General features: G+C 68.6%; 10 protein-coding genes. 3 read left to right on the top strand and 7 right to left on the bottom strand.

Going from position 1 to position 19,529, the window contains the following annotated elements:
- Positions 1-3: 3 nt before the first annotated feature.
- The 5 genes from AB0H50_RS34105 to AB0H50_RS34085 form a co-directional block, all read right to left on the bottom strand.
- Entirely contained in the window at positions 4-1,620 is a 1,617-nt protein-coding gene (locus AB0H50_RS34105; protein ID WP_357461019.1) for a hypothetical protein, read from the bottom strand.
- A 4-nt stretch (positions 1,621-1,624) separates the two neighbouring features.
- A complete protein-coding gene (locus AB0H50_RS34100; protein WP_357461017.1) occupies positions 1,625-6,895 on the bottom strand; it encodes a LysM peptidoglycan-binding domain-containing protein in 5,271 nt (1,756 codons plus the stop codon).
- 22 nt (positions 6,896-6,917) lie between these two features.
- Positions 6,918-9,800 (bottom strand): hypothetical protein, encoded by a 2,883-nt coding sequence (locus AB0H50_RS34095; protein ID WP_357461014.1) that lies wholly within the window; start codon positions 9,798-9,800, stop codon positions 6,918-6,920.
- Positions 9,797-12,529 carry a DUF6603 domain-containing protein gene (locus tag AB0H50_RS34090; RefSeq protein ID WP_357461011.1) on the bottom strand — a complete coding sequence of 911 codons (2,733 nt, stop codon included), beginning with the start codon at positions 12,527-12,529 and terminating at the stop codon, positions 9,797-9,799. Before AB0H50_RS34090 ends, AB0H50_RS34095 begins: the two co-directional genes overlap by 4 nt.
- A gap of 233 nt (positions 12,530-12,762) precedes the next feature.
- Entirely contained in the window at positions 12,763-13,584 is an 822-nt protein-coding gene (locus tag AB0H50_RS34085; RefSeq protein ID WP_357461008.1) for an SDR family NAD(P)-dependent oxidoreductase, read from the bottom strand.
- Between the two features lie 116 nt (positions 13,585-13,700).
- On the opposite strand from AB0H50_RS34085, the gene AB0H50_RS34080 reads away from it, so the two are divergent.
- Entirely contained in the window at positions 13,701-14,300 is a 600-nt protein-coding gene (locus AB0H50_RS34080) for a TetR/AcrR family transcriptional regulator (protein ID WP_357461005.1), read from the top strand.
- Between the two features lie 7 nt (positions 14,301-14,307).
- On the opposite strand, the gene AB0H50_RS34075 is transcribed toward AB0H50_RS34080, so the two are convergent.
- Positions 14,308-14,946, bottom strand: a complete 639-nt coding sequence (locus AB0H50_RS34075; RefSeq protein WP_357461002.1) for a helix-turn-helix domain-containing protein — start codon at positions 14,944-14,946, stop codon at positions 14,308-14,310.
- Between the two features lie 194 nt (positions 14,947-15,140).
- Between AB0H50_RS34075 and AB0H50_RS34070 the strand changes: the two genes are divergently transcribed.
- Entirely contained in the window at positions 15,141-15,818 is a 678-nt protein-coding gene (locus tag AB0H50_RS34070) for an alpha/beta fold hydrolase (RefSeq protein WP_357461078.1), read from the top strand.
- Positions 15,819-15,823: 5 nt separating this feature from the next.
- Positions 15,824-16,108 (top strand): hypothetical protein, encoded by a 285-nt coding sequence (locus AB0H50_RS34065; RefSeq protein ID WP_357460999.1) that lies wholly within the window; start codon positions 15,824-15,826, stop codon positions 16,106-16,108.
- A 26-nt stretch (positions 16,109-16,134) separates the two neighbouring features.
- Here the strand turns inward: AB0H50_RS34065 and AB0H50_RS34060 are convergent, their stop codons facing one another.
- Positions 16,135-19,500 carry a Swt1 family HEPN domain-containing protein gene (locus AB0H50_RS34060; protein WP_357460996.1) on the bottom strand — a complete coding sequence of 1,122 codons (3,366 nt, stop codon included), beginning with the start codon at positions 19,498-19,500 and terminating at the stop codon, positions 16,135-16,137.
- Between the last annotated feature and the right edge of the window lie 29 nt (positions 19,501-19,529).

Below are 19,529 nucleotides of genomic sequence, written 5' to 3'. Positions count from 1 at the left end.
TGTTCACGGCCAGGCCTCCGACGGGTGCACGATGTCGAAGGCCAGGCCGCTCGAGCTCTCGCCGCGGCCCGGGTTCTTCTCGCGCCGGACCCACGTGTGCCACGAGCCGTCGAACCAGCGGGCGAGCACCGGCCTGCGAATGACGAGCGCGCCCTCGCGCGGCACCTCCTCCTCGTGCACCCATGTCTCCGAGTTCAGCAACCGCCCAAGCGGTTTCGATATCGCGCCGGGCTGTACGAGTTCGACGAGCGCGAACCGGATCGAGGCGGGCGAGAGCGCGTGCGGCACGAGGGGCAGCCAGTAGTCCGGCACGATGGTCTGCACCATGTAGGAACCCATCGGATTCGGCGGCGGCGGAGCGGGTTTGTTCCGCTCCCAGAGCTCGCCGCGGTCGATCTCCTGGCCGCGGGCGCCGGTCACGGATCGTTCGATCGCCCACGCCAGGTTGGCCAGTTCGTCGCGAGCCAGCGACACCACCTCGGCGGGGTCGCCGACGGCGCCGCGTTCGGACGGCATCACCAGCAGTCCGTCGTCGGTTCCGGTGACGGTGAACAGATTCCACTGCTCGTCAGCCGAACCGGCGCGCTCGATCACGTGCCTGCCGCCGAAGGTGTCCGTGACGACGAACGTGCCGATCGTGGTGAACGATCCGGCGGGCACCTCGACCGGCACCATGAACCAGTCGTTGCCGTAGACGGTGCCGAACCCGATCAGCAGCAGCCGGCCGGTGTCGAGGGTGGCGACGGCGGCCGAGCCGAAATCGATCTGCGCGTCCTCCATCTCCCAGAAGCGGTCCGCCGGAATGCCGCCGAACCGGACGGTCGAGGCGAGCGCCTCGTGCCGGAAGACGAACGGCGTTGCGGCGGCGGCCGGTTGGGCGTCGGTATCACGGTCGACGGTGAACCAGTCCAGGCCGTCGCCGAGGTATTCGTCCGCGTGGAAGACGTGCTCGCCGATCGAGAAGTCCGCCCGGTGCTCGAAGCGGTGCGGGTCGAACGTGTCGGGCGCGTCGACGGGCAGGACCTCGCGCCACCACGCCAGCCAGGCCGCGCCGACCTCGGCCAGGCCGGCGACCCGCAGGCCGCCGCCGGACAGGTCCTGCGCGAGCCTGCCTGCGTCGGGGACCTTCCGCGCGAGCAGGGTCACCACGTCGGGCGTCTCCGGCTGTCCCTGCGGAAATCCGTACTCGGCGAGGACATTCGGCAGCTTCGCCGTGAGCCCGGCCTCATCGAGCAGGCGCACGAAATGCACACCGCCCTCGACCCGCAACCGCTCGTCGGGCGCGGCGGCGTCCTCCGATTCGATCAGCGCGTCGAGCGGGCCCGACGCCGGGGTGTAGGGCACCCACTGCCCGTCGACGTCGAGTTCGCTCGCCGGACCCGAAGGCCGCCACGCGCTGATCGGGACGCTCTGCCCCGCCAGTTCGACGAGCACGGGCGAGGCCGCGTCCTGCGCCGCGAATTCGCCGAGCTGCCACTGCCGGGTCAACGACCATGCCGGATCGTGGATCCGGGCCGAGAGACCGGTCTGGACCTCGTTGGTCCGCGGCAGCGGTTCCACCCGGAACGTGTCGTCGGCGCGGAAGAGGAAGTTGCCGAGAATATCGTGGGTTCGTCGCATGATCTCACTCCGCCAGCTCGAGCCAGAAGTCGTGCAGTATCGAATGGGGCCTGCTGAACACGGGCGGCCGGACGACCGGCAGGATGTCGTCGAGCAGCGGAAGATCGCCGAGGTCGACGGCCCGCAATTTGGCCAGTTCCAGGGTGTCGCGCACCACCATCGCGAGCACGTCGGCCGTCCAGCCGCGCTTGGCGTCCGGCGGCACCGCGAGCAGGATCGCCTGCGGCGCTTTGGCATCCGGCCGGTCGAAATGGAACGACACTCCGGTCAGCTCGGACTCCACCGGGACGGCGTCGGGGCCCGCCTTGGTGGGCGACAGACCGTACGAGCCGGGCAGCACCTCGACCCACTCGTCGAACACGATCCCGGCGACCCGCCCGTTCGAGGGAACAGGGAAGGGCCGATGGGTCACGAGATGTTCGCGCGCGCCCGGTCGTTCGGTAGGCGTGAAGGGCGCACCGATCCACGGCCCGCCCGCGGGAAGCTGCGAGACCGACAGCGGGCACGGCCGCCCGGATCGGGCCCCCGCCAGCATGAGCGTCTCGTGCCACGCGCGGGTGGCCGGACGGATGGTCGCGAAGCGGCGGACCCAGTCCGCGATGGACGATTGCCGGATGCCGGGCTGGGCGGCCGGGATCGCGGCGCCGCCGAGCAGCGGGGCGATCGGCACCCCGGTACCGAGAAAATCGCCGAGCGCCAAGGTCACCGCGCCGACCCAGCTCGCGTCGTCGGTCTCTCCAACGGCCCGCGCCAGCCGTTCCGGATCGGCGTCGATGCCGAGCGCCGCCCGGTTCTGCGCGGAGGTGACGGTGTCGACGAAGTCGCGCAGCCGCCCGCGCACTTCCGCCATGTCCGGCGCGAGACCGGTCGCGCCCTCCCCCACCAGCTGCGCCGGGGTCAGTGCCCTTGCGCTGCCGAGCAACCGTTGCACCCGCCGTGCGATCTGCATGAGCTCGAGCCAGTCACCGCCGTATTCGATGGCGTCCGAATCGAATCCGGCGAGCTGGGCGACCCGCAGATCGAGTCGCCGGTGCGCGTCGCTCGCCACGTCCAGCGCGAAACCCAGCGCGCCGAACTCGAGCTCGTCGGCGGTGAAGGAGAAGGTCGTCGCGCTGCCGACGCGCTGCGCGGACAGCCGCCATCCGGTCGCGGGCCCGAGCACCGCGGCGACCCAGGCCTCGACCCGCGGTTCCAGCTTCGCGAAGGCGTCGCGCGCCCAGCCCGCGGGCAGCGCCGGGTCGGCGGGCAGCAGTGCGGCGGCCCGATGCGTGATGGGGCTGCCGCGGTGCGGGGTGCGCAGCACGTCGAATCGGTCCGGCACGTCGGTTCCCTGGCCGAGCGTGTCCGCGGCGATCCCGGCGCGCATCGGGTTGCCGCCGACGAGCTGGTGCACACTCTCGGCGAGCAGCAGATCGCCGACCGCGTCGAGCGCGTCGACGAGATCGTCGAGCATCGGACGCGCCCGCCCGTCCGGAATCGCCAGATTGCCCTCGGCATGGGCGCGGGCGAGCGCCATGCCGTCGACCACATTGACCGGTGCTATCGCGTCCGCACTTCGCCGCCACAGCTCGGGCTCTTCCTGCCCGTCGGCCGGCTCCGGCACGACCGGCGTGGGAAAGTGCCTGCGGTAGAAGTCCTTCAGCTGATCCAGGTTCGCGTCGTGCAGCGCGCGCTCGAAGCGATAGCCGAGCAGGGCGCCCAGATTCTGGCCGCGCCGGACGCCGCCGAGCAGCCAACGCGCCGTCCGCGCCCGGCGCGACGTCAGATCCACCGCCAGTGAGCCCCCTCGATCGTGCGCGAGGAATCCCGAGCGCAGCACCGCGGCGGTCGCGGCATGGTGTTGCGAGGGGGCGTGAATGTAGCCGTCGCTCACCGTCCGCGAGGGCGGGTTGCGGCGCAGGTTCTCGACCCACCCGTAACCGCCGAGCCGGACGCCGGTCGCGCCCGCGCCGCGGGTGTCGGCGAGGCGCTTGGTCGCCAGCGAGGTCGCCCAGGCGTCCCACCGGTGCGAGTAGATATCGAGAATCTCCATCAGCAGCGGCAGGAACCGATCGGCGGGGACCTGTTCCAGCGCCGCCAATCCGGCGAGCACGGCCGCCGCCCCGGCCCGTTTGCCGCGCGCATGGTCACGCTTGGCGTCGAGCTCGTCCCGCGGCGTGTCCGGGCGCGACACCTTCTGAATGATGAGATCGTCGATCAGCCCCGGGATGTCGAGCGCGTCGCGCAACGGCTCGCTCGCCTCGTCGAAAAGGTGCGTGCGGGGGTTGTCCTTGAAGGTGAGCGCCGGGATGAAGTCCTCGTCGCCGGGGAAGCCGAACAGATCCGGCTTGCGCTCGTCCTGCTCGCCGTGCAGTACAGGAATCGGCCACTTCTCGTCGTAGGCCGCGATGCGCCGCTCGTATTCGGCCTCGGGGATGCCTTCTTCGAGGATCGCGAGCGCGTCGGCCAGATGTCTCCTGCTGCGGCCGAAGAACTCCGGGTAGCCCTTGGCGTTCGGGGTGAGGCGCTCGGCGACTTTCGCGAAGTCGGCGGGCGTCCGGTCCGACGTCCACGCCAGGTGGCTGATCAGCGGCGTCGGCGTCGCCCAGCGCAGACCGGATCGGAAGTCGATGCCGCCGACCGAGAGCACCGGTCCCGGCGCGCGGCGACCGATCTCGAGCCCGTCCAGCGTCTCGGTCATCTTGTCGAACTTCTCCAATCCGCCTGCGGGCGAGAGCACCCGGCGAATCACGAGATTGTTCGAGACCGGCAGCCGCGTCATCACGTCGACGGCGAGCCGGTCGGCGGGCTGCCCGTCGGTCACCCGCGGTATCCATCCCGAGATGAGCGCCCCGCGCCAATGATCGCGCAGCCGAAGCAACCACGGCGCCAGCAGCGCGTCGGGTGCGTCCTTGCGATGCGATCGCCATTCGTCCACGGTGGACACCGGAAGGATGCCGTAGGGCTGGCGGCCGACCCGGATGGTGGGCAGCGGTCCGCGCCCGCGCACGTAGTCGACCAGGTGGTCGCGAAACCCGATCCAGGCCCTGCCGCTCAGCTGAGCGAACTCGGTGTCGGCGACGCCGAGGACATTGGTGGCGGCGTCGACGAAACCGAACGCAAGCGCGTCCCAGCTGAGCAGCGAGAGCCCCGCCACCGCGGCGTCCGAATCGAGCTGGCCGCCATCGCATTCCATCAAGAACTCGCCGTCGGCGATGCCGAGCGCCTCGGCGACCCGGGCGGCATCGGCGCCGTCGACGAACGACGGTGCGGCGGGACCCGGAGCGCGCGAGGACGGGCGCGCCGACCAGGCCGTCCGGCTCTCTGGCGTGTTGTTGGTCGGCGTCCCCGCCGTCAGGAATCCGAGCCCGCCGCCGAACGCGTGGCCAAGCAACGTGTTTCGCAGCCGCGCCGCCGACTCCGCGGCCGATCGTTCGCTGACGCCGACGACGAACAGCTCGTCGAGATGTTCGATACCCTCCGGCAGGGTCAGGGTGATGCCCATGCCCGCCGCGACGGCCGCGGGGAAATCGACCGCCCACGCGGCGTGTTCGTGGTCGCGCGCGGCTACGTCGGCCTCCAGCAGTCCGAGCGGCAGCGGATCCGGGATGTCCGCGCCGGTGCTGTCCACCACCAGCGCGCCGTCGACGAATCCGAGGAACCGCCATCGCGACGGCATGGTCGTCACCTGCGGGGCCCGCCGCTGCTGCGCGTCACGCAGTCTCGGCTCCGGCGCGCCGGGGCGGGTCTGGCGCGTCGCCCATGCGGCCCGCTGCGGGCTCAGCTTCGTGAGCAATTCCTGCCACGCGATGTCGCCCGGGTTCGCCCAGTAGGTCCGCGCGAGATCGCGTTCCTCGGGGGTGAGTTCGGGTGCGAACGCATCGATGTGGATGTCGTCGGGATAGACGCGCACTTGGATGGTCCGCTCGGCGATGCCGTTGGCGGCCGCGATCAGATCCGCCGCCCCGGCGTCGCCGAAGGCGGCCTGGGCAATGCTCGCGAGCGTGTCGCCCGCGACGACCGTGTGCGTGCGGGTCACCGGCCGCGGGTGCGGCTCGCGCGCGGGGATCACCAGCACCTGGCCGACCCTGATCCGATGCGGGTTCACCAGGCCGTTCGCCTGCGCGATGAGCGGAAAGAGCGTGGCGTCTCCGTAGAACCGCAAGGCCAACGCGGACAAGGTATCTCCGGAGACCACCGTGTGACGCCGTACAGGGGCCTCGCGCTCGGGGATCACCAGCACCTGGCCGATCCGGATGTCGTCGGGCAGGAACTTGGTCTCGATCCGGACCGGCAGCAACGCGATCGGTTCGACGGCGGTCGGCGACAAGTCGGGGATGACGATCACCTTCCCGGTGGGGATAGTGTTCGGATCATCGATGTCGTTGGCCTGCGCGATCACTGGCCACAGCTCAGCGTTCCCGTAGAACCGCCGCGCCAGCGCGAACAACGTATCGCCATCGCGCATGGTGTGGGTACGCCTCGACCCACCCGGCCGCTCGGGGATGACCAGAACGGTCCCGATCTGGAGACGGCGCGGTTCGATGATTCCGTTCGCCTGTGCGATCAGCGGCCACAACTCGGGGTTGCCGTAGAACCGCTGTGCGAGATCGAACAACACCTCGCCCGAGCGGACCGTGTGGGTGCGTGTCGGCTCCCGCCCGGCCTCCGGAATGACCACCACCGTCCCGATGGGAATCGTGTTCGGATCATCGATGTTGTTGGCCCGTGCGATCAACGGCCACAACTGACCGTTCCCGTAGAACCGCCGCGCCAGCGCGAACAACGTATCGCCATCGCGCATGGTGTGCCTGCGTAGCGGGAAGAGCGGGGTTCCCGCGTCGAGCGAGGCGGCCAGTTCCGCCGTGGTCGCTTCGAGCTGGGTGTGGAGTTCGTCGAGGCGCTTCCGCCGCGCGGCCTGCTCGGTTTCGGCTCGCCGCAGGATGGATTGCGCGGTATTGCCGTGCGGAACGTTGGTCGGATTGGTCGCCGCCCACTGCCGGGTGCGGTGCAGGCCCGCTTCCTTGTCGTCCGCCTCGGCCAGCAACGTGTCGTAGTGCAGCCGGATACGATCCGCGCCGCGCCGCAACGCGAACACCCGCGCCGGATCCGCGGTGGGCGGATGCGGCGGCGGCACGAGGTCGGGGATGGTCAGCAGCTGGCCCGCGAGAATGAAGTGCGGGTTGGGCAGGCCGTTGGCCCGGGCGATCACCGGAAACAGGTTCGCGTCGCCGTAGAAGCGTAAGGCCAACGCGGACAGCGTGTCTCCCGGCTCGACCCGGTAGTGCGTGGGCATCATCGGCTCCTTGCTCGTGGGGTCACTGGGGTGGGTTGCCGATCATGCGCAACGGCGAGAACGCCAACTGGAACGGCCGTTGAAACGCGATGCGCGCCATATCGGCGGCGTCGAAGCCCCATTTCGCGAAATGCGCTTCGTGCAGCGGCAGCGGGCGCGGCGGTTCCGGATTCGGCGACGGCGTCGGCGGCAGCCCGCCGCGGTGCTCGGGCACCACGAACCCGCGACCGTCCTTTGGCACGTCGTCCCAGGTGAGATCCGCCCATTCGTCGAATCGCGGCGACTCCGCCGTCTTCAGGTCGAACCCGAACTGGGTGCCGCGCATCGGTTCTCGCAGCACGAACAGCCAGCGCTGGTCGATCGCCTGCTGCGCGTCGAGGTCGAAGCAGTACAGGCTGGTCCGTTCGTCCACGGCCATGGCGAAATTGGGTTCCTTCCACTCACCGCCGACATCGGGGACCCGCCGGTCCGCGGTCGCTCTCGCCGCGAGCACGCTGGTGCCCGGATACCGCTGCAACACCTCACCGCGGACCAGCAGCACCAACCGGTCCTTGCCGCTGTTCGCGTCGTGGTCGCCGAGTTTCACGTCGGCGGCCCAGCGCGCGATCTCGCCGTACTCGGGCTCGGACAGATCGCGGCCTGGCCAGAAGCGCGCGAACGGGGTGCCCGCTTCGTCGGTCGGGTATTCGCGCCAGCGCAGTTCGCGATTGAATTCCTGGTTCAGCCCGACCAGCAGCGCCTCCACGAACGCCGAATTCGTTTCCAGCAGTGTGGTGCTGTTCTCCGGGAAGCCGGAGATGCCGGGCAGGGTCCATTCCGGCCACCGCTGGAGCAGTTCCGCGCCGATCGGGAAGAGGAACCGCGGGTGTTCCATGATCGGCCGGAACGGGCGGCGTTCCGCCGCGCTGCGCAGGGCGAGGGCGGGTGCGCTGATCGCCGCGCGCATCGACTCGACCAGCTGCCCTACGGGTTCCAGGCTCGCTCGCACGGACCCGGCGAGCTCGCGGAGCACCCGGCCGTCCGCGAACGAAATCGCGGAGACGGCACCGATGTCCTCACCGTTGACCGCGCGCCGCAGCCCGCGCAGCGCGACGGGCGCTGGGGCGAGCACCAGCCTGTGCCCGCCCGCCATCTCGTCGCTCATGCTCGTCGTCAGTGACGCGAGCCGCTCCGCGGCGGTCGCGCCGACGAAACCGCTGCGGTCCGCGAAGAGCGTGTGCTGGCCTGCGAGCAGTCCGGCCATCGTCTCCACCGCGAACCGCGCGGCGGGATCGTTCACCACCCGCGCGGATCGTTCGTCCACCTCCGCGCCTGCCAAGGTTGCCGTCGGCGGCCTGACCTCGGTCCGCTCGAAGTACTCGCGCAGTGCGGGCGTCGATGGCATGTCGGAGGCCATCTCGCCCGCCGCGCGCGCGGTTCGCCTGGCGAGGGCGCCGCCGCCGCGCGTGAGCCGGACGAACGCGGTCGACGCGAGCCCGTCCGGCGCGGCGGACTGCGCGAGCACGGTGGCGAGCGAGGTGTCCGCGAACATCCGCTCGTTGTCGCGCAGCGGATCCGCCAGCTGGGTCAGCGCGGCATCGTCCATCGCGCCGAGATGTTTGTCCAGGGCTGTCGCGCCGACCACGGCGGCGAGCTCGGTCGCCGCGAGCAGCCGGTTCGCCTCGTTGATCGCGCCGACCTGCTCCCACGCCCTCGCCATCAGGAATTCCTGCTCGAGCTGGATGTACCTGGCGCCGAGCGCGGCTGGAATCCGGAACTGCACCTGCTGATTCAACGACTGCATCCAGCCGCCACCTGGCATCGTCTGGACGCCGGTGTGATGACTGCCGTACAGCGGGGGCGCGACGGCCTTCTCGTCGCGGTCCAGTTCCGCGCTTCCGCGGCGGGCAGCGGGCGCGTCGAGTTGCTTCTTCAGCTCGACGCGGAAAGTCTCCCTGGCGGCCATGTCGGTCCACTGCTCGTCGTCGATCTGTGTCCTCGGCAACCGCAAGGCGCCTTGGATATCGACAGTGACCACTTCGTCGGCGCTGGCGAGGACATCCCTGTGCGGCCACGGGTTGCCGACGTCGATCCTGCGGGAACCGAAGCCGGGCAGCGTGTTTCCCTGCACCGGCTGGATCTTGCGGGCGAGGTCTTCGAAAGATCCTCTGGCGCCGGTGTCGAACCGCCAGAAGTAGTAGACGGGCAGGCGAGCGCCCTGGCCCGTGGTCCATGCGTCGCTCGCGGCGTCGGCCGTGTGCCCGTCGCCGCCGAGTCCCGCCTCGCGACCGCCTTTGGTGGCGGGCACCACGCACGCCAGCCAGCCTTTGTTCGGCTCGAGTTCGCGGGGGCAGATCAGCCGGGAGATCACGGCGTCGACGCCGGTACGCAGATCCGCTTCGATGGCCGGTACGGGCGGCTGCGCGTCGTCGACGCGGGCCTCGACATGCGCCCACGCCCAGGAGTGTCGCAGATCCGGCAACGCCGCGGCGGGCGCGTCGATCACGGGCAGCGGTCCTTCGCCGGGAACGAAACGGACTTCGTCCTCGCGCAGCACGATCAGCACCAGCCACGGCCGCCGCTGTTTGCCTGCGGGCGTGGCGATTTCGGTTCCGGGCAGGCTGAACATCCAGGGCAGCGCGCCGTCGGCGAACTCGATCGACGCCAGATTGCTTGCGATGCCGTTGGGGCAGCCCGCGGGTGGTTCGACGCGGGTCACCATCGCCTGGTCGAATCCCAGTGTGTCGCCGGGACCGAGCAGTTGCAGGTCGGGTCCGTCGACCTTGCCCAGATCTTCCTCGGCCTGGCCGGTGAAGGTTCTGGCGACCCGGACTTTCGGCTGGAACTCGGGCCTGCCGAACTCGGCCTTGCCGGCCGCGGCGGCCGCGCCGATCGCGACCGACGACACGAAGAAGCGGCGGCTCATCGGTTCACCACCATCGGCCGGGCGGCGCTCACCTGCGCCGCACGCCAGCGATCGACGCGTTCGGCGGCGGTGACCGGACGCGACCAGGTCTCCAGCGAGAACCGGGCTCTGCCGATGAGGCGGATGCGCTTGGGGCGGTCGTTCTGCGGGAACCAGTTCGCGTCGACCTCGTAGTCGGTCTCGTAGGTGTCGTCGGCCAGACGGACCGGACCGATGTCGAGATCCGTTTCGGTGAGCGCGAAACCGCTCGGATGCTTCTCGAAGGCCGGTGCGCCGAGTTGCCTGTCCTCGGTCATGGCGAAGAACTCGCCGGGGACGAACAGATTGTCCTTCGGCCTGGTCAGGTCCGCCCGATTGTTCGGTTCGAGCTCCACCTCGACGAATTTCCACTCCTGCTCCGGGACGGTGACCCGGTGGAATCGCGCGATCTTCCGCTGCAACGGCACGACGTTCTGATCGACCGCCAGCGTCGAATCCGGTTGCGCCACTGTGCCGTCCGCGAGCGCCTTGGCCGCAAGGTCGGTGTAGCGCACCAGCGCCCGCTGCGCCGCGCGTTCGATCGTCCACGACTCGCGACGGGAGATGACCTTGCGCAGTTCGTCGAGGATGTCGTCGGCGCGCGGCGTGACCGCGGGCTTGTCGCCCCAGCGGACGTCGAAGTCCAGCGACACGTCCCAGAAGAGCACCGAAATGCTTCCGGTGCCGAAGGCGTGCCACTCGCCGGGGCCTTCCAGCGTGAAATCGAGCCCGACACTGGCCAGGCGACGTCCGAACGCCAGCACCGCGACTCCGGCGTAGACGTGCACGGAGAAGAACAGCACCGGATCCCACACCAGCAGCGCGTCCAAACCCAGGTTGCCCTCGACCCCGCAGCCCGCGATGGTGGCGTCGAGTTGCAGTTTCGCCCCGAACTGCAAGGAATTCGAGGTCAACGCCAGGTACGCCTCGGCACGAAGCCGCAGCAACCCGCCGCCCAGATTCATCCCGAGCCGCTGCAGCTGCGGGACACCCGCCGGGCGTGCATAGCGCGGATGGAAACCACCCGCGGACAGCACGAACACCGGATCGCCTCCGCCGCGGAAGAGCACGTAGATGTCGCCGGTGAGCGGATAGCCCACGATCCAGGAGCCGTTCAAGGAGACCAGGAAGTCCACCATCGGAACGCCCGCATCGATTCGCCCGAACACACTGGCCTGCAACAGGATCAGCGGGACCGCCGGGTCCGGCACGGCCACCACGACGCGGCCGAGCACGACGGCGCGCGCCGACCCTGGCAGGTCGAGGACGACCGCGACGGCGAGCGTGACGATCCGCCCGCCCCAGTTGATCCGGACCATCGGGCCGACGACGAACCTGCCGCGCGCCACCGGGAAGCAGGAGTCGAGCGATCGGGTGATCTCGTCGGCCCTGGCGACGACGTCGTTGCCGGGGAACAGGATTCGATCCACGTTGCCTTCGCCGACCAGGCCGCGCAGCCGGTCGATGTCGATGCGCCGGTTGACGCCGACGATCCCGCCGACCGCGTCGAGCGCGAACCCGAACCCGAGCTGAACGCCCGGATACGGCAGTTGCAGGCCGAGCAGCACCAGGAAGGACAGCGGCTCGAGGTTCAGCACCCCGACGGCTTTCACCCCGACGACGCCGAGATCGATGTCGAGGACGCCGCGATACCCGTTGCCGTCGCGGAGCAGCGCCCCGCCACCGGAAACCGGTGGGAGCGCGAGAGATACGCCGATGTCCGAGGGCATCTTGGCTTCCAGAGACGGGCGCACGCCGATGCCGCCGACCCCGATGTCGATCGGAATCGAGACGCCGAGGCCGCCGAGGAGCAGCGCGAGCGGCAAGCCCGGCGGCTGAGCGAAGGCGGTGAGGCTGGGCAGCAGGGCGAGCTTGCCCTCCGCCATCCCGATCCCGACCGCGCAGCCACGCGTCGACACTCCGGGGAGTTTCAGCTGGAGCGGCAGGTTGACCTGAATGCCGCCGTCCGCGAACCGGATTCCGCTCGATCGGTCGGCGTGCACGGTCAGCGGCGCGCTCGCCGGCCCCACCGACGCGCCCTTCGCCGCGCCGAGCAGTCCGGCGAGGGCTTGCGGGAGCAGGGCGGCGCTGAAGTCGTGCAGGGCGACCTCGACGGCGAACGGACTGGCGGGGCCCACCCGAAGCCGGGTCTCGACGCGCGAAGTCGTCGCGCCGGGGCCGTCGGCTGCTCCCATCGTCAGTCGCCGTTTGCGGAGCACACCGAGCGAGGCGGTGCCGACGGCCGCGGGCGGGGCCGGGTCGCCCTTGGTCAGCGTGGTGTTCCAGACGGATTGCGCGGCGACGGTGACGGTCGCGTCCCATTCCGCGGTGGAGGTCAGCGACACGGCGGCGTTCGTCCCGGCCGTCACGACGACGTCGATGATCTTGCCCGGCGAGAACGCGAGCACCGCGCGCCCGCTCGCGTGTGTCAAGACCAGCGCCAGCCCGTGTGGCGCGCCTTGCGCCCGCCGCCACCCGTGCACCCGGAGTTCCGGCGGGAGGACCGGGACGATCGCGTGCAGCAGGTCCAGCAGCGCGCCGCCCTGCGGTAGCTCGGGCAAGGGATCGAGCAGTCTGCCCTGCAAGGCGGGCTCGGTCTCACCCGCGAGCGGCTGGAGGGGATTCAGCGCCGGGGCCAAGGGCGCGAGTTCGTCGTCGACCAGCTGCCACAGCATCGGTGCGACGGCGTCGAGTAGTTCGCGAGGGTTCATGCCCCCTCCTCCCGTTCATCGGCGAGACCGACGTTAAGGAGGTCCGCGAGCGCGGGCACGAGTAGTGAACTACCTGGAAAGCCGAACACAGCTACGCCGTCCGGCTGCTTCTGGAGCGCGGTGTCGACCCGCACGCGCAGCACGACCCGGATTCACTCCCGCCGCACTCGCCTCATCGCGAGCCCGGCGCGCAGTGCTCGACGTGCCGCGGGCGGCCGGTTCGTGGCCGTGTGTCAGCCCGCCGCCATCCGGCTGAGCTGCTCCCACTCCCGGTACAGCTCGCCGCGCGCCCGGTCGAGCTCTTGGACGATGTCGTACGACTGGCCGCCGACGATGAGCCGCCGGGGCGGGTCGGGGAGGCCGGCCAGCTCCATGATCACGGGGGCGGCCGTGCTCGGATCGGGACCCGCCTCGTCACCCCACATCTCGGCGAGCTCGACCCTCAGCTCCTCGTACTGCGGAAGAGATTCGGTCGCGGTGATGCCCGCGGTGAACAGCCCCGTGGCATAACCGCCCATCTGCACGATGGTGACCTTGACGCCGAACCGCTCGACCTCCATCGCGAGCGCCTCGCTGAGCGAATCCAGCGCGGCCTTGCTCGCGCCGTAGAGGCCGACGGACGCCATGCCTCCGCTGGTACCCATCGAGGTGACCTGGAGGATGCGACCGGATCCCTGCGCGCGCAGGTGCGGGAGCACGGCCTGCACCACCCAGACGGCGCCGAAGAAATTCACGTCCAAGTGGGCGCGGATCTGCTCCTCGGTGGCCTCCTCCACCATGCCGTAGAGCAGACCGCCCGCGTTGTTGACCACTATGTCGAGCCTGCCGTAGGCCGCCATCGCGCGTTCGACGCCGGCGAACACGGCTTTGCGATCGGAAACGTCCAGCGACAGCGGGAACAGGTCGTCCGGGTATTCGGCGGCCAGTGCGGCGAGCGGCTCGATATTGCGGGCGGCGGCGACCACGCGGTCTCCCGCAGCGAGAGCCGCCTCGGTGAACGCCCTGCCCAGGCCACGCGAAGCGCCGGTGATGAACCACACTCGTGCGGTCGTCATGGAAACCACCTTTCTCTTTGGCGAGACGATACGTCTCGGTTCGCTAAAGAGTGCGCGCATCGCGGCCCGTTGTCAATACGAACCGTTGCGTCTCGTCACTCTGCTAGTCTCGGGGCATGTCCAGCACGGAGAAGCCGGATCGGTCCCGGCGCAGCGAACGTTCACGGCAGGCGATCCTCGCGGCCACACGCGCGCTGATCTCCGAGGTCGGGTACGCGAAGGTCTCGATCGAGGCCATCGCGGCGCGGGCGGGCGTCGGCAAACAGACGATCTACCGGTGGTGGCCGTCCAAGGGGGCCGTCATCTTCGACTCGTTCCTCGCGCTGAGCGAGGACGCCGAGGGGCAAGGCATGGCCCTACCCGACACCGGCGATCTCGAGGCAGATCTCAAGCTCGTCCTGCGCGCGACGGTCGCCGAGTTCGCCGACCCCGAGTTCGAGCGGCCGATCCGGGCACTCCAGACCGAGATCGTCAACGATCCGGATCTCGCCGCCCAGTACCGCGAAAGGCTGGCCGGCCCCATGGACGAGGTCAAGCTGGCCCGCCTGCGCAGCGCGCAGCAGGCGGGCCAGCTCGCCGCGGACGCCGATCTCGACCTGGTGCTGGAAGTGCTGTACGGGCCGCTCTTTCAACGGTGGCTGCATCGCACGGGCCCGCTCACCCCCGAGTACGCCGACTCGCTCGTCGACCTCACCCTCAGAGCCTTCCGACCCTGACCATCGCTCACATCTGCGGCAGCGGAGGCAGCTCGGTCGAGGTCAGCTTCTGCGCCGCGCGCTTGTTCATGCCGAACATGCGCAGCACATGGAAGGTCATCTCGTCGGAGAGCTTGCCGCCGTCGACGTCCGGCCGAGCGTCCAGTAGTTGCAGCAGGCCGAGCAGCGACCCACCCGCGGCCATCACGGCCATGTCGGGGTCCATCGGCTCGAAGCGACCCGCCTCCTGGGCGGCGATGATGTCGCGGCGGGCGCGCGGCGCGAGGCCCTCGTCCCGCAGCATGATCGACATGCCGGAGTTCAGCACGACCCGGACGATCTCGGGCACCTGCCGCTGCAAGCGTCCGGTCATCCGGAAGCTGACGGCGAACACCTCGGCCGGATCGTCGTACAGCGACACGATCACGTCGCGCATCTCGCTGTAGACCTGGAGCGCCGAGCGCACCGCCTCGTCGAACAGCTGCTCCTTGGACTCGAAATGGTTGTAGAAGGAACCGAATCCGACGTCGGCGGCGTCGGTGATCTCCTGGATGCTGACCGCCGAGCGCCCCTCGGAGAGGAACTTGCGCGCCGCGCCGAGCAGTGCGTTGCGGGTGCGCTCACGGCGCCGGTCGACGCGGTTGCGCGCTACGGGTTCGGCGGTCATCGGTCCTTCTCCCACTCGGAAACGACCTGAGAATCATATCTGACGAAACGATCAGAGACGATTCTACACCGAGTCCGGCACCCCAATTGAGACCATCATCTTTTCTGATGTTTTCATCATTTTATCTTGACAAAGCATTTCCTCGTAACTGATGATTTCATCATCTGAACCTGTGGGAGGTAGCTGTGACAAGCATCGACAAGGCGGTCGGCGCCGAGCGGACGGTTCGGGTCGGCGGCCGCGACATCTTCCTCACCGAGTTCGGGGCGGGCCCGGCGGTCGTGCTGTTGCACGGCGGCGGCCCGGGCGCGTCCGGACTCTCGAACTACTCGCGCAACATCGAGGCGCTGGCCCAGCGTTTCCGGGTGATCGTCCCCGACATGCCCGGATACGGACGGTCCAGCAAGCGGGTCGACCAGTCCGATCCGTTCGGCGATCTCGCGTCCGCGCTCGGCGGACTGCTCGACGCGCTCGACCTGCCGAGCGCGCACCTGGTCGGCAACTCCTACGGCGGCGCCGCGGCGCTGCGGCTGGCGATGGACCGGCCGGAGAAGGCCGGCAGGCTGATCCTGATGGGCCCCGGCGGCATCGGCACTACCGGTTGGAAGCACGGCGCGGATCTCGACGCGCTCACCGACGCCGCCAACGACCTCGTTCGCCCGCTCATGGACCGTCCCGTGCAGGTCGACAGGGAAACGCTGACCCTCGGCTATGCCGGGGTGTACTCCAGCTTCCTGCGGCACGCCGAAAACGCCTGCGCCACTTACGATATCGACATCCGCACGCTGCTCACCGAGGCGGGACGGCGTGGCCTGGTCGGCGGCCAGGAAGACATGATCGTCGACATCGCCCTCGAACTCACCGGGAAGTAGCCACGGTGACCGAGCCTTTCCTCTCTCGCAGGCACATCCTCGGGTGGCGCGGGTGGCATCAGCGTCGCCGCGCTCGCCTTCCCGGATTCTCGACCGCGCGCGCCGGAGCCGCACCCGCTCGCAGGCAGCCCGCGCCGAGCGGTACCTCTCGCATCGATCTGCACGCGCATGTCCTGCCACCGGACTATCGGGCGGCGCTGCTCGCCCACGGACACTTCACCATCGGCGGCTACCCGACGCCCACGGTCTATTCGACCGGGGGCCGTGTCATTCATGAAATAGCCGCGTAAAGCGAAAGACCAACGAAACAACGCACTCATTCATCTTCGAACCCTGCCTGGTCGAACTTGAGGGTGCGCGCGTTCTCTGAGACGGTACGGATCTTCCCTTCATCGAAACCCGCAGTGTCGATGGCTTCAATTTCGATGCTGACGGTGAGCTGAGTGCCATCGGACCGAAGGTGGCTGATGACCTCCTCGGCGATGTTCTTGAAGTCGAGAGCGATCTTGCCGGTGTTGAGCGTCTTGACCCCGTAGAAACGCGTCTTGGGATTCGGCAATGGGATGTCTGGTCCGGGTTCGGCGGCCGCGGTACTAGTCCGTGACGGTCGCACCCCGACCGGTTCGTCACCAGCCGGATCCGCCGATGTGGTGAGCTTCTCCGCGGCGCGTTGCTGCTCTGCACGGTCGGGACGCACGAGTAGCAAGGTGTCCGTCGGCGCGGGGGCAGGGCCGACGTCGCCGGGTATCCAGAGGCCGCTGTAGCGGCCGACCTTCTCGTCGAATCCGGCCGCCAGGGCGAAGGCATCGGTCTGCCAGATCAGCGGGATGTTGAGGATACCGGCGTTCAGTACGCCCCGGTCGCGAAGCCGTGGCATGTACGGATATTGGGTGTACAGACCCCACAGTGCGCCGAGAGTGACATGACCGTCCTTCCATATGACCGGAACCTGGTTGATGGCGAAACGGATGGTGGCCGCAGCCTGCTGGGTAAAGAGCGCACCATCGTTGCCGAGGCGCCGAGACGCACGCTCGGCCAGGGAATCGGACTGGCCATCCGCCTTGGTTTCGCGAATCGTGATGCGCGAGTTCGGCTCCGCCCGCTGCATCGGAACCAGTGCCCAGACGAAGGTCTGCAGTAGCCGCGAAGCGACGGTCTGGTCGGCCTGCAGCTGGCGCTGGGTCGCCTGGTTCTTCTGGTTCTGGGTCAGGTCGAGATCGGCTTCGGCAGCGAGCACATGGGTCCATCCGAGATAGTCGCGCGTCGCCGCCTCGAGCTCGGCCAGCCGGGCCTCGTCGGCGGCGAGATAGACGAGGGTGTTGCGATGGGTGCGGTTCGCGGTGCCCCGTTGCTCGGTGGCCTGCTGCGCGAAAGCCTTTGCCGCGGAGTCGGTGCCGCGCTTATGACAGACCTTCGGATGCAAGATGACAAGCCGTGCCTCGTCGGTGTCCGGGATGTCGGCGTTGCTCTCGGGGCAGACATGGACTGCCGCGAAGTCACCGCGAGTGCGGCCTTGGCCTTGCAACCTGCGGACGATGTCAGCCCACACGTCCTCCTTGTGGAGCCGTTCGGCCTGATCCTTCGCGGTGCGGGTGATATTGGCCTGAAGATCGTACCAATATCGTCCTGAGCCGGAGTAGAAGTACGTCGCGCGATCACCGAGCTGAGTCAGGGCAGCGTGGAAGTTCCCAGGCACATCACCGGGTATGGCGGTGCCGAGGAATACCCGTTGGGTGACGATGCCCTTGCTGGCAGCGCCGGGCGCGATGGTCGGCGCGGCGCCGAAGAATACGGTGCGGGCGAGACGCTTGGTCAACGACCGCTGACCGAAAAGTGGTTTCTCCTGGTCGATCCGGACCGGTTCGGAATGGGAACCGTCGACATCGGCGTCGATAATCGCCTTCCACGAATCCTGAAGATATTGGGTCAGTTCCGAGTTCACGTTCGCGGTCGCGAGCGGAATTGACCCAGGCATGATGAGAGGTGATGCGTCTTCACCGGTCCACAGCGCGTGAATGACGGTGGACATCAGTCGCAGCACACCGCGGGTGCGCTGGAACCGTTCGAGCGACGACCACTCCTCGTAGAGGGTGTCAAACAGCTCCGGATGAATTGGGTACGTCTGTTTGATCCGTTGCTCATATGCGGAATCTCGTGCTTCGCGCGGGAAGTCGTCGGTGTACTTGCGGTACATCTCCATATATGCGCGGGCAGTAGCGCCGATGGCGGCCAGCGCTGCGGCGTCCGGTTGTGTGAACAGGCGCTGTTTGACGATGTGGTAAGCCTCGGTCGAGGAGGCTGGACGCCATTGATCCGCTACGCGGCGCACCACGTTCTGGAGTCGTTTGAGCGCCTCAAGCCCGTGCGAGCCACCGACCTCCTCGGCGTTTCCTGCGATTGCCTGGCTGGAGTCGTCGCCGACCTCCGAGGCCGGAATAGAGATGGCCAGCAGCACACCGGAAGTGCCCTTGGCCGCTTCGGTCAGTGATTGAGCGAAGGTGAACTGGTCGTCGAACGTGCCTCCGGCAAGATCATCACGGACCACCAGCGAACGGGCATAGGCGACCCACTCATCGATGAGGATCACCGCTGGCGAGTACGTGGCGAGCAGTTCGTGCAATGCCTCGCCAGGCGGGGTGCGAACGGCATCCGACTTCGCCACCAGCGCATAGGCCTCCGCGCCGCCGAGCTGCCACGCCAACTCGCCCCACACGGTGTTGACGTGGGTTCCGTCCGGCTTCGCCACTCCGGACGGGCTCAGGTGATTGCCGACAATGGCGACCCGATTGACCTTCTCACCGGTGTAACCGCTGCCGGACAGCAATTCTTGGGTGTCCTGCGGGAATTCGCCGATCGGCAGCCCTGCCGCGATGTGCCAGAGGGACAGCATCGAGTGGGTCTTGCCACCACCGAAGTTGGTTTGCAGATTGATGACAGGTGAGGCGTTGTTGTCGCCGGACAGGCGTCGCACGGCCCGGCCGATCAGGTCACGCAGCCCCTCGGTGAGGTAGGTGCGCTTGAAGAACTCCACCGGGTCGGTGTAGTCGGCGTCCACCTCACCGCCGTGCGCGACTTTGTACAAGTCCGCCGCAAACTCGGAAGCATGGAAGTTGCCGGTTGCTACGTCCGTGTGTGGTGGCAGTACCTCGCGCCAGGGTTTCAGACCGGTGGCTTCCGGATTGTCGACCGCGGCCTTGAGAGCCTTCTTGTCGTCCTTGTCGGCAGTGACACGGCGCAGGTTCAGTCGGATCGCTTTGACCTCGTCCGCCTCCGACGCGGCGGCGATCAATCTAAGCAGGCGTTCCCCGGTGTCGAGCGCCCGATAGGCGTCATCGTCACTGAATGTCCTATTGTGCGCCCACGTGTTCCGGACCTCGCGCAGCTCGCTGGCGAAGGTCTCTCCGACCCGACCGATCGTCTGCTCGAACGGATACCAGCGCGGTCTGAAGCCGGAGGTGATATTGCGCTCGGTGAGTATGCGGAACTGAACTTGCGGATCCAGCGGATCGTAGGCCTTTGTGGCGGGCGCGCCGTTCTTCGTGTCCTTCGCCCGCACTAACTCCACCCAGTTGGCCCCCAGCTCAGCGTCGGCCTGCCCGATCGCCGCCGAGATGAAATCGTTGAGGGCCGGTACAAGCACCTGGAACATACGATCGATCCGGTCGCGGTTACTCACTGCCACTTCAGTGCCACTCCTCGCCGACTTCGATC

It is taken from the genome of Nocardia sp. NPDC050793, assembly GCF_040654065.1.
GTDB lineage: Bacteria > Actinomycetota > Actinomycetes > Mycobacteriales > Mycobacteriaceae > Nocardia.
The sequence above is the reverse complement of the archived record's forward strand: the minus strand, read 5'-3'. Positions and strand labels throughout refer to the sequence as shown.

Excerpts from the sequence above, each read along its gene's own strand:
- AB0H50_RS34105 (WP_357461019.1), bottom strand. The coding sequence starts at position 1,620 with ATGCGACGAACCCACGATATTCTCGGCAACTTCCTCTTCCGCGCCGAC.
- AB0H50_RS34100 (WP_357461017.1), bottom strand. The coding sequence starts at position 6,895 with ATGCCCACGCACTACCGGGTCGAGCCGGGAGACACGCTGTCCGCGTTG.
- AB0H50_RS34095 (WP_357461014.1), bottom strand. The coding sequence starts at position 9,800 with ATGAGCCGCCGCTTCTTCGTGTCGTCGGTCGCGATCGGCGCGGCCGCC.
- AB0H50_RS34090 (WP_357461011.1), bottom strand. The coding sequence starts at position 12,529 with ATGAACCCTCGCGAACTACTCGACGCCGTCGCACCGATGCTGTGGCAG.
- AB0H50_RS34085 (WP_357461008.1), bottom strand. The coding sequence starts at position 13,584 with ATGACGACCGCACGAGTGTGGTTCATCACCGGCGCTTCGCGTGGCCTG.
- AB0H50_RS34080 (WP_357461005.1), top strand. The coding sequence starts at position 13,701 with ATGTCCAGCACGGAGAAGCCGGATCGGTCCCGGCGCAGCGAACGTTCA.
- AB0H50_RS34075 (WP_357461002.1), bottom strand. The coding sequence starts at position 14,946 with ATGACCGCCGAACCCGTAGCGCGCAACCGCGTCGACCGGCGCCGTGAG.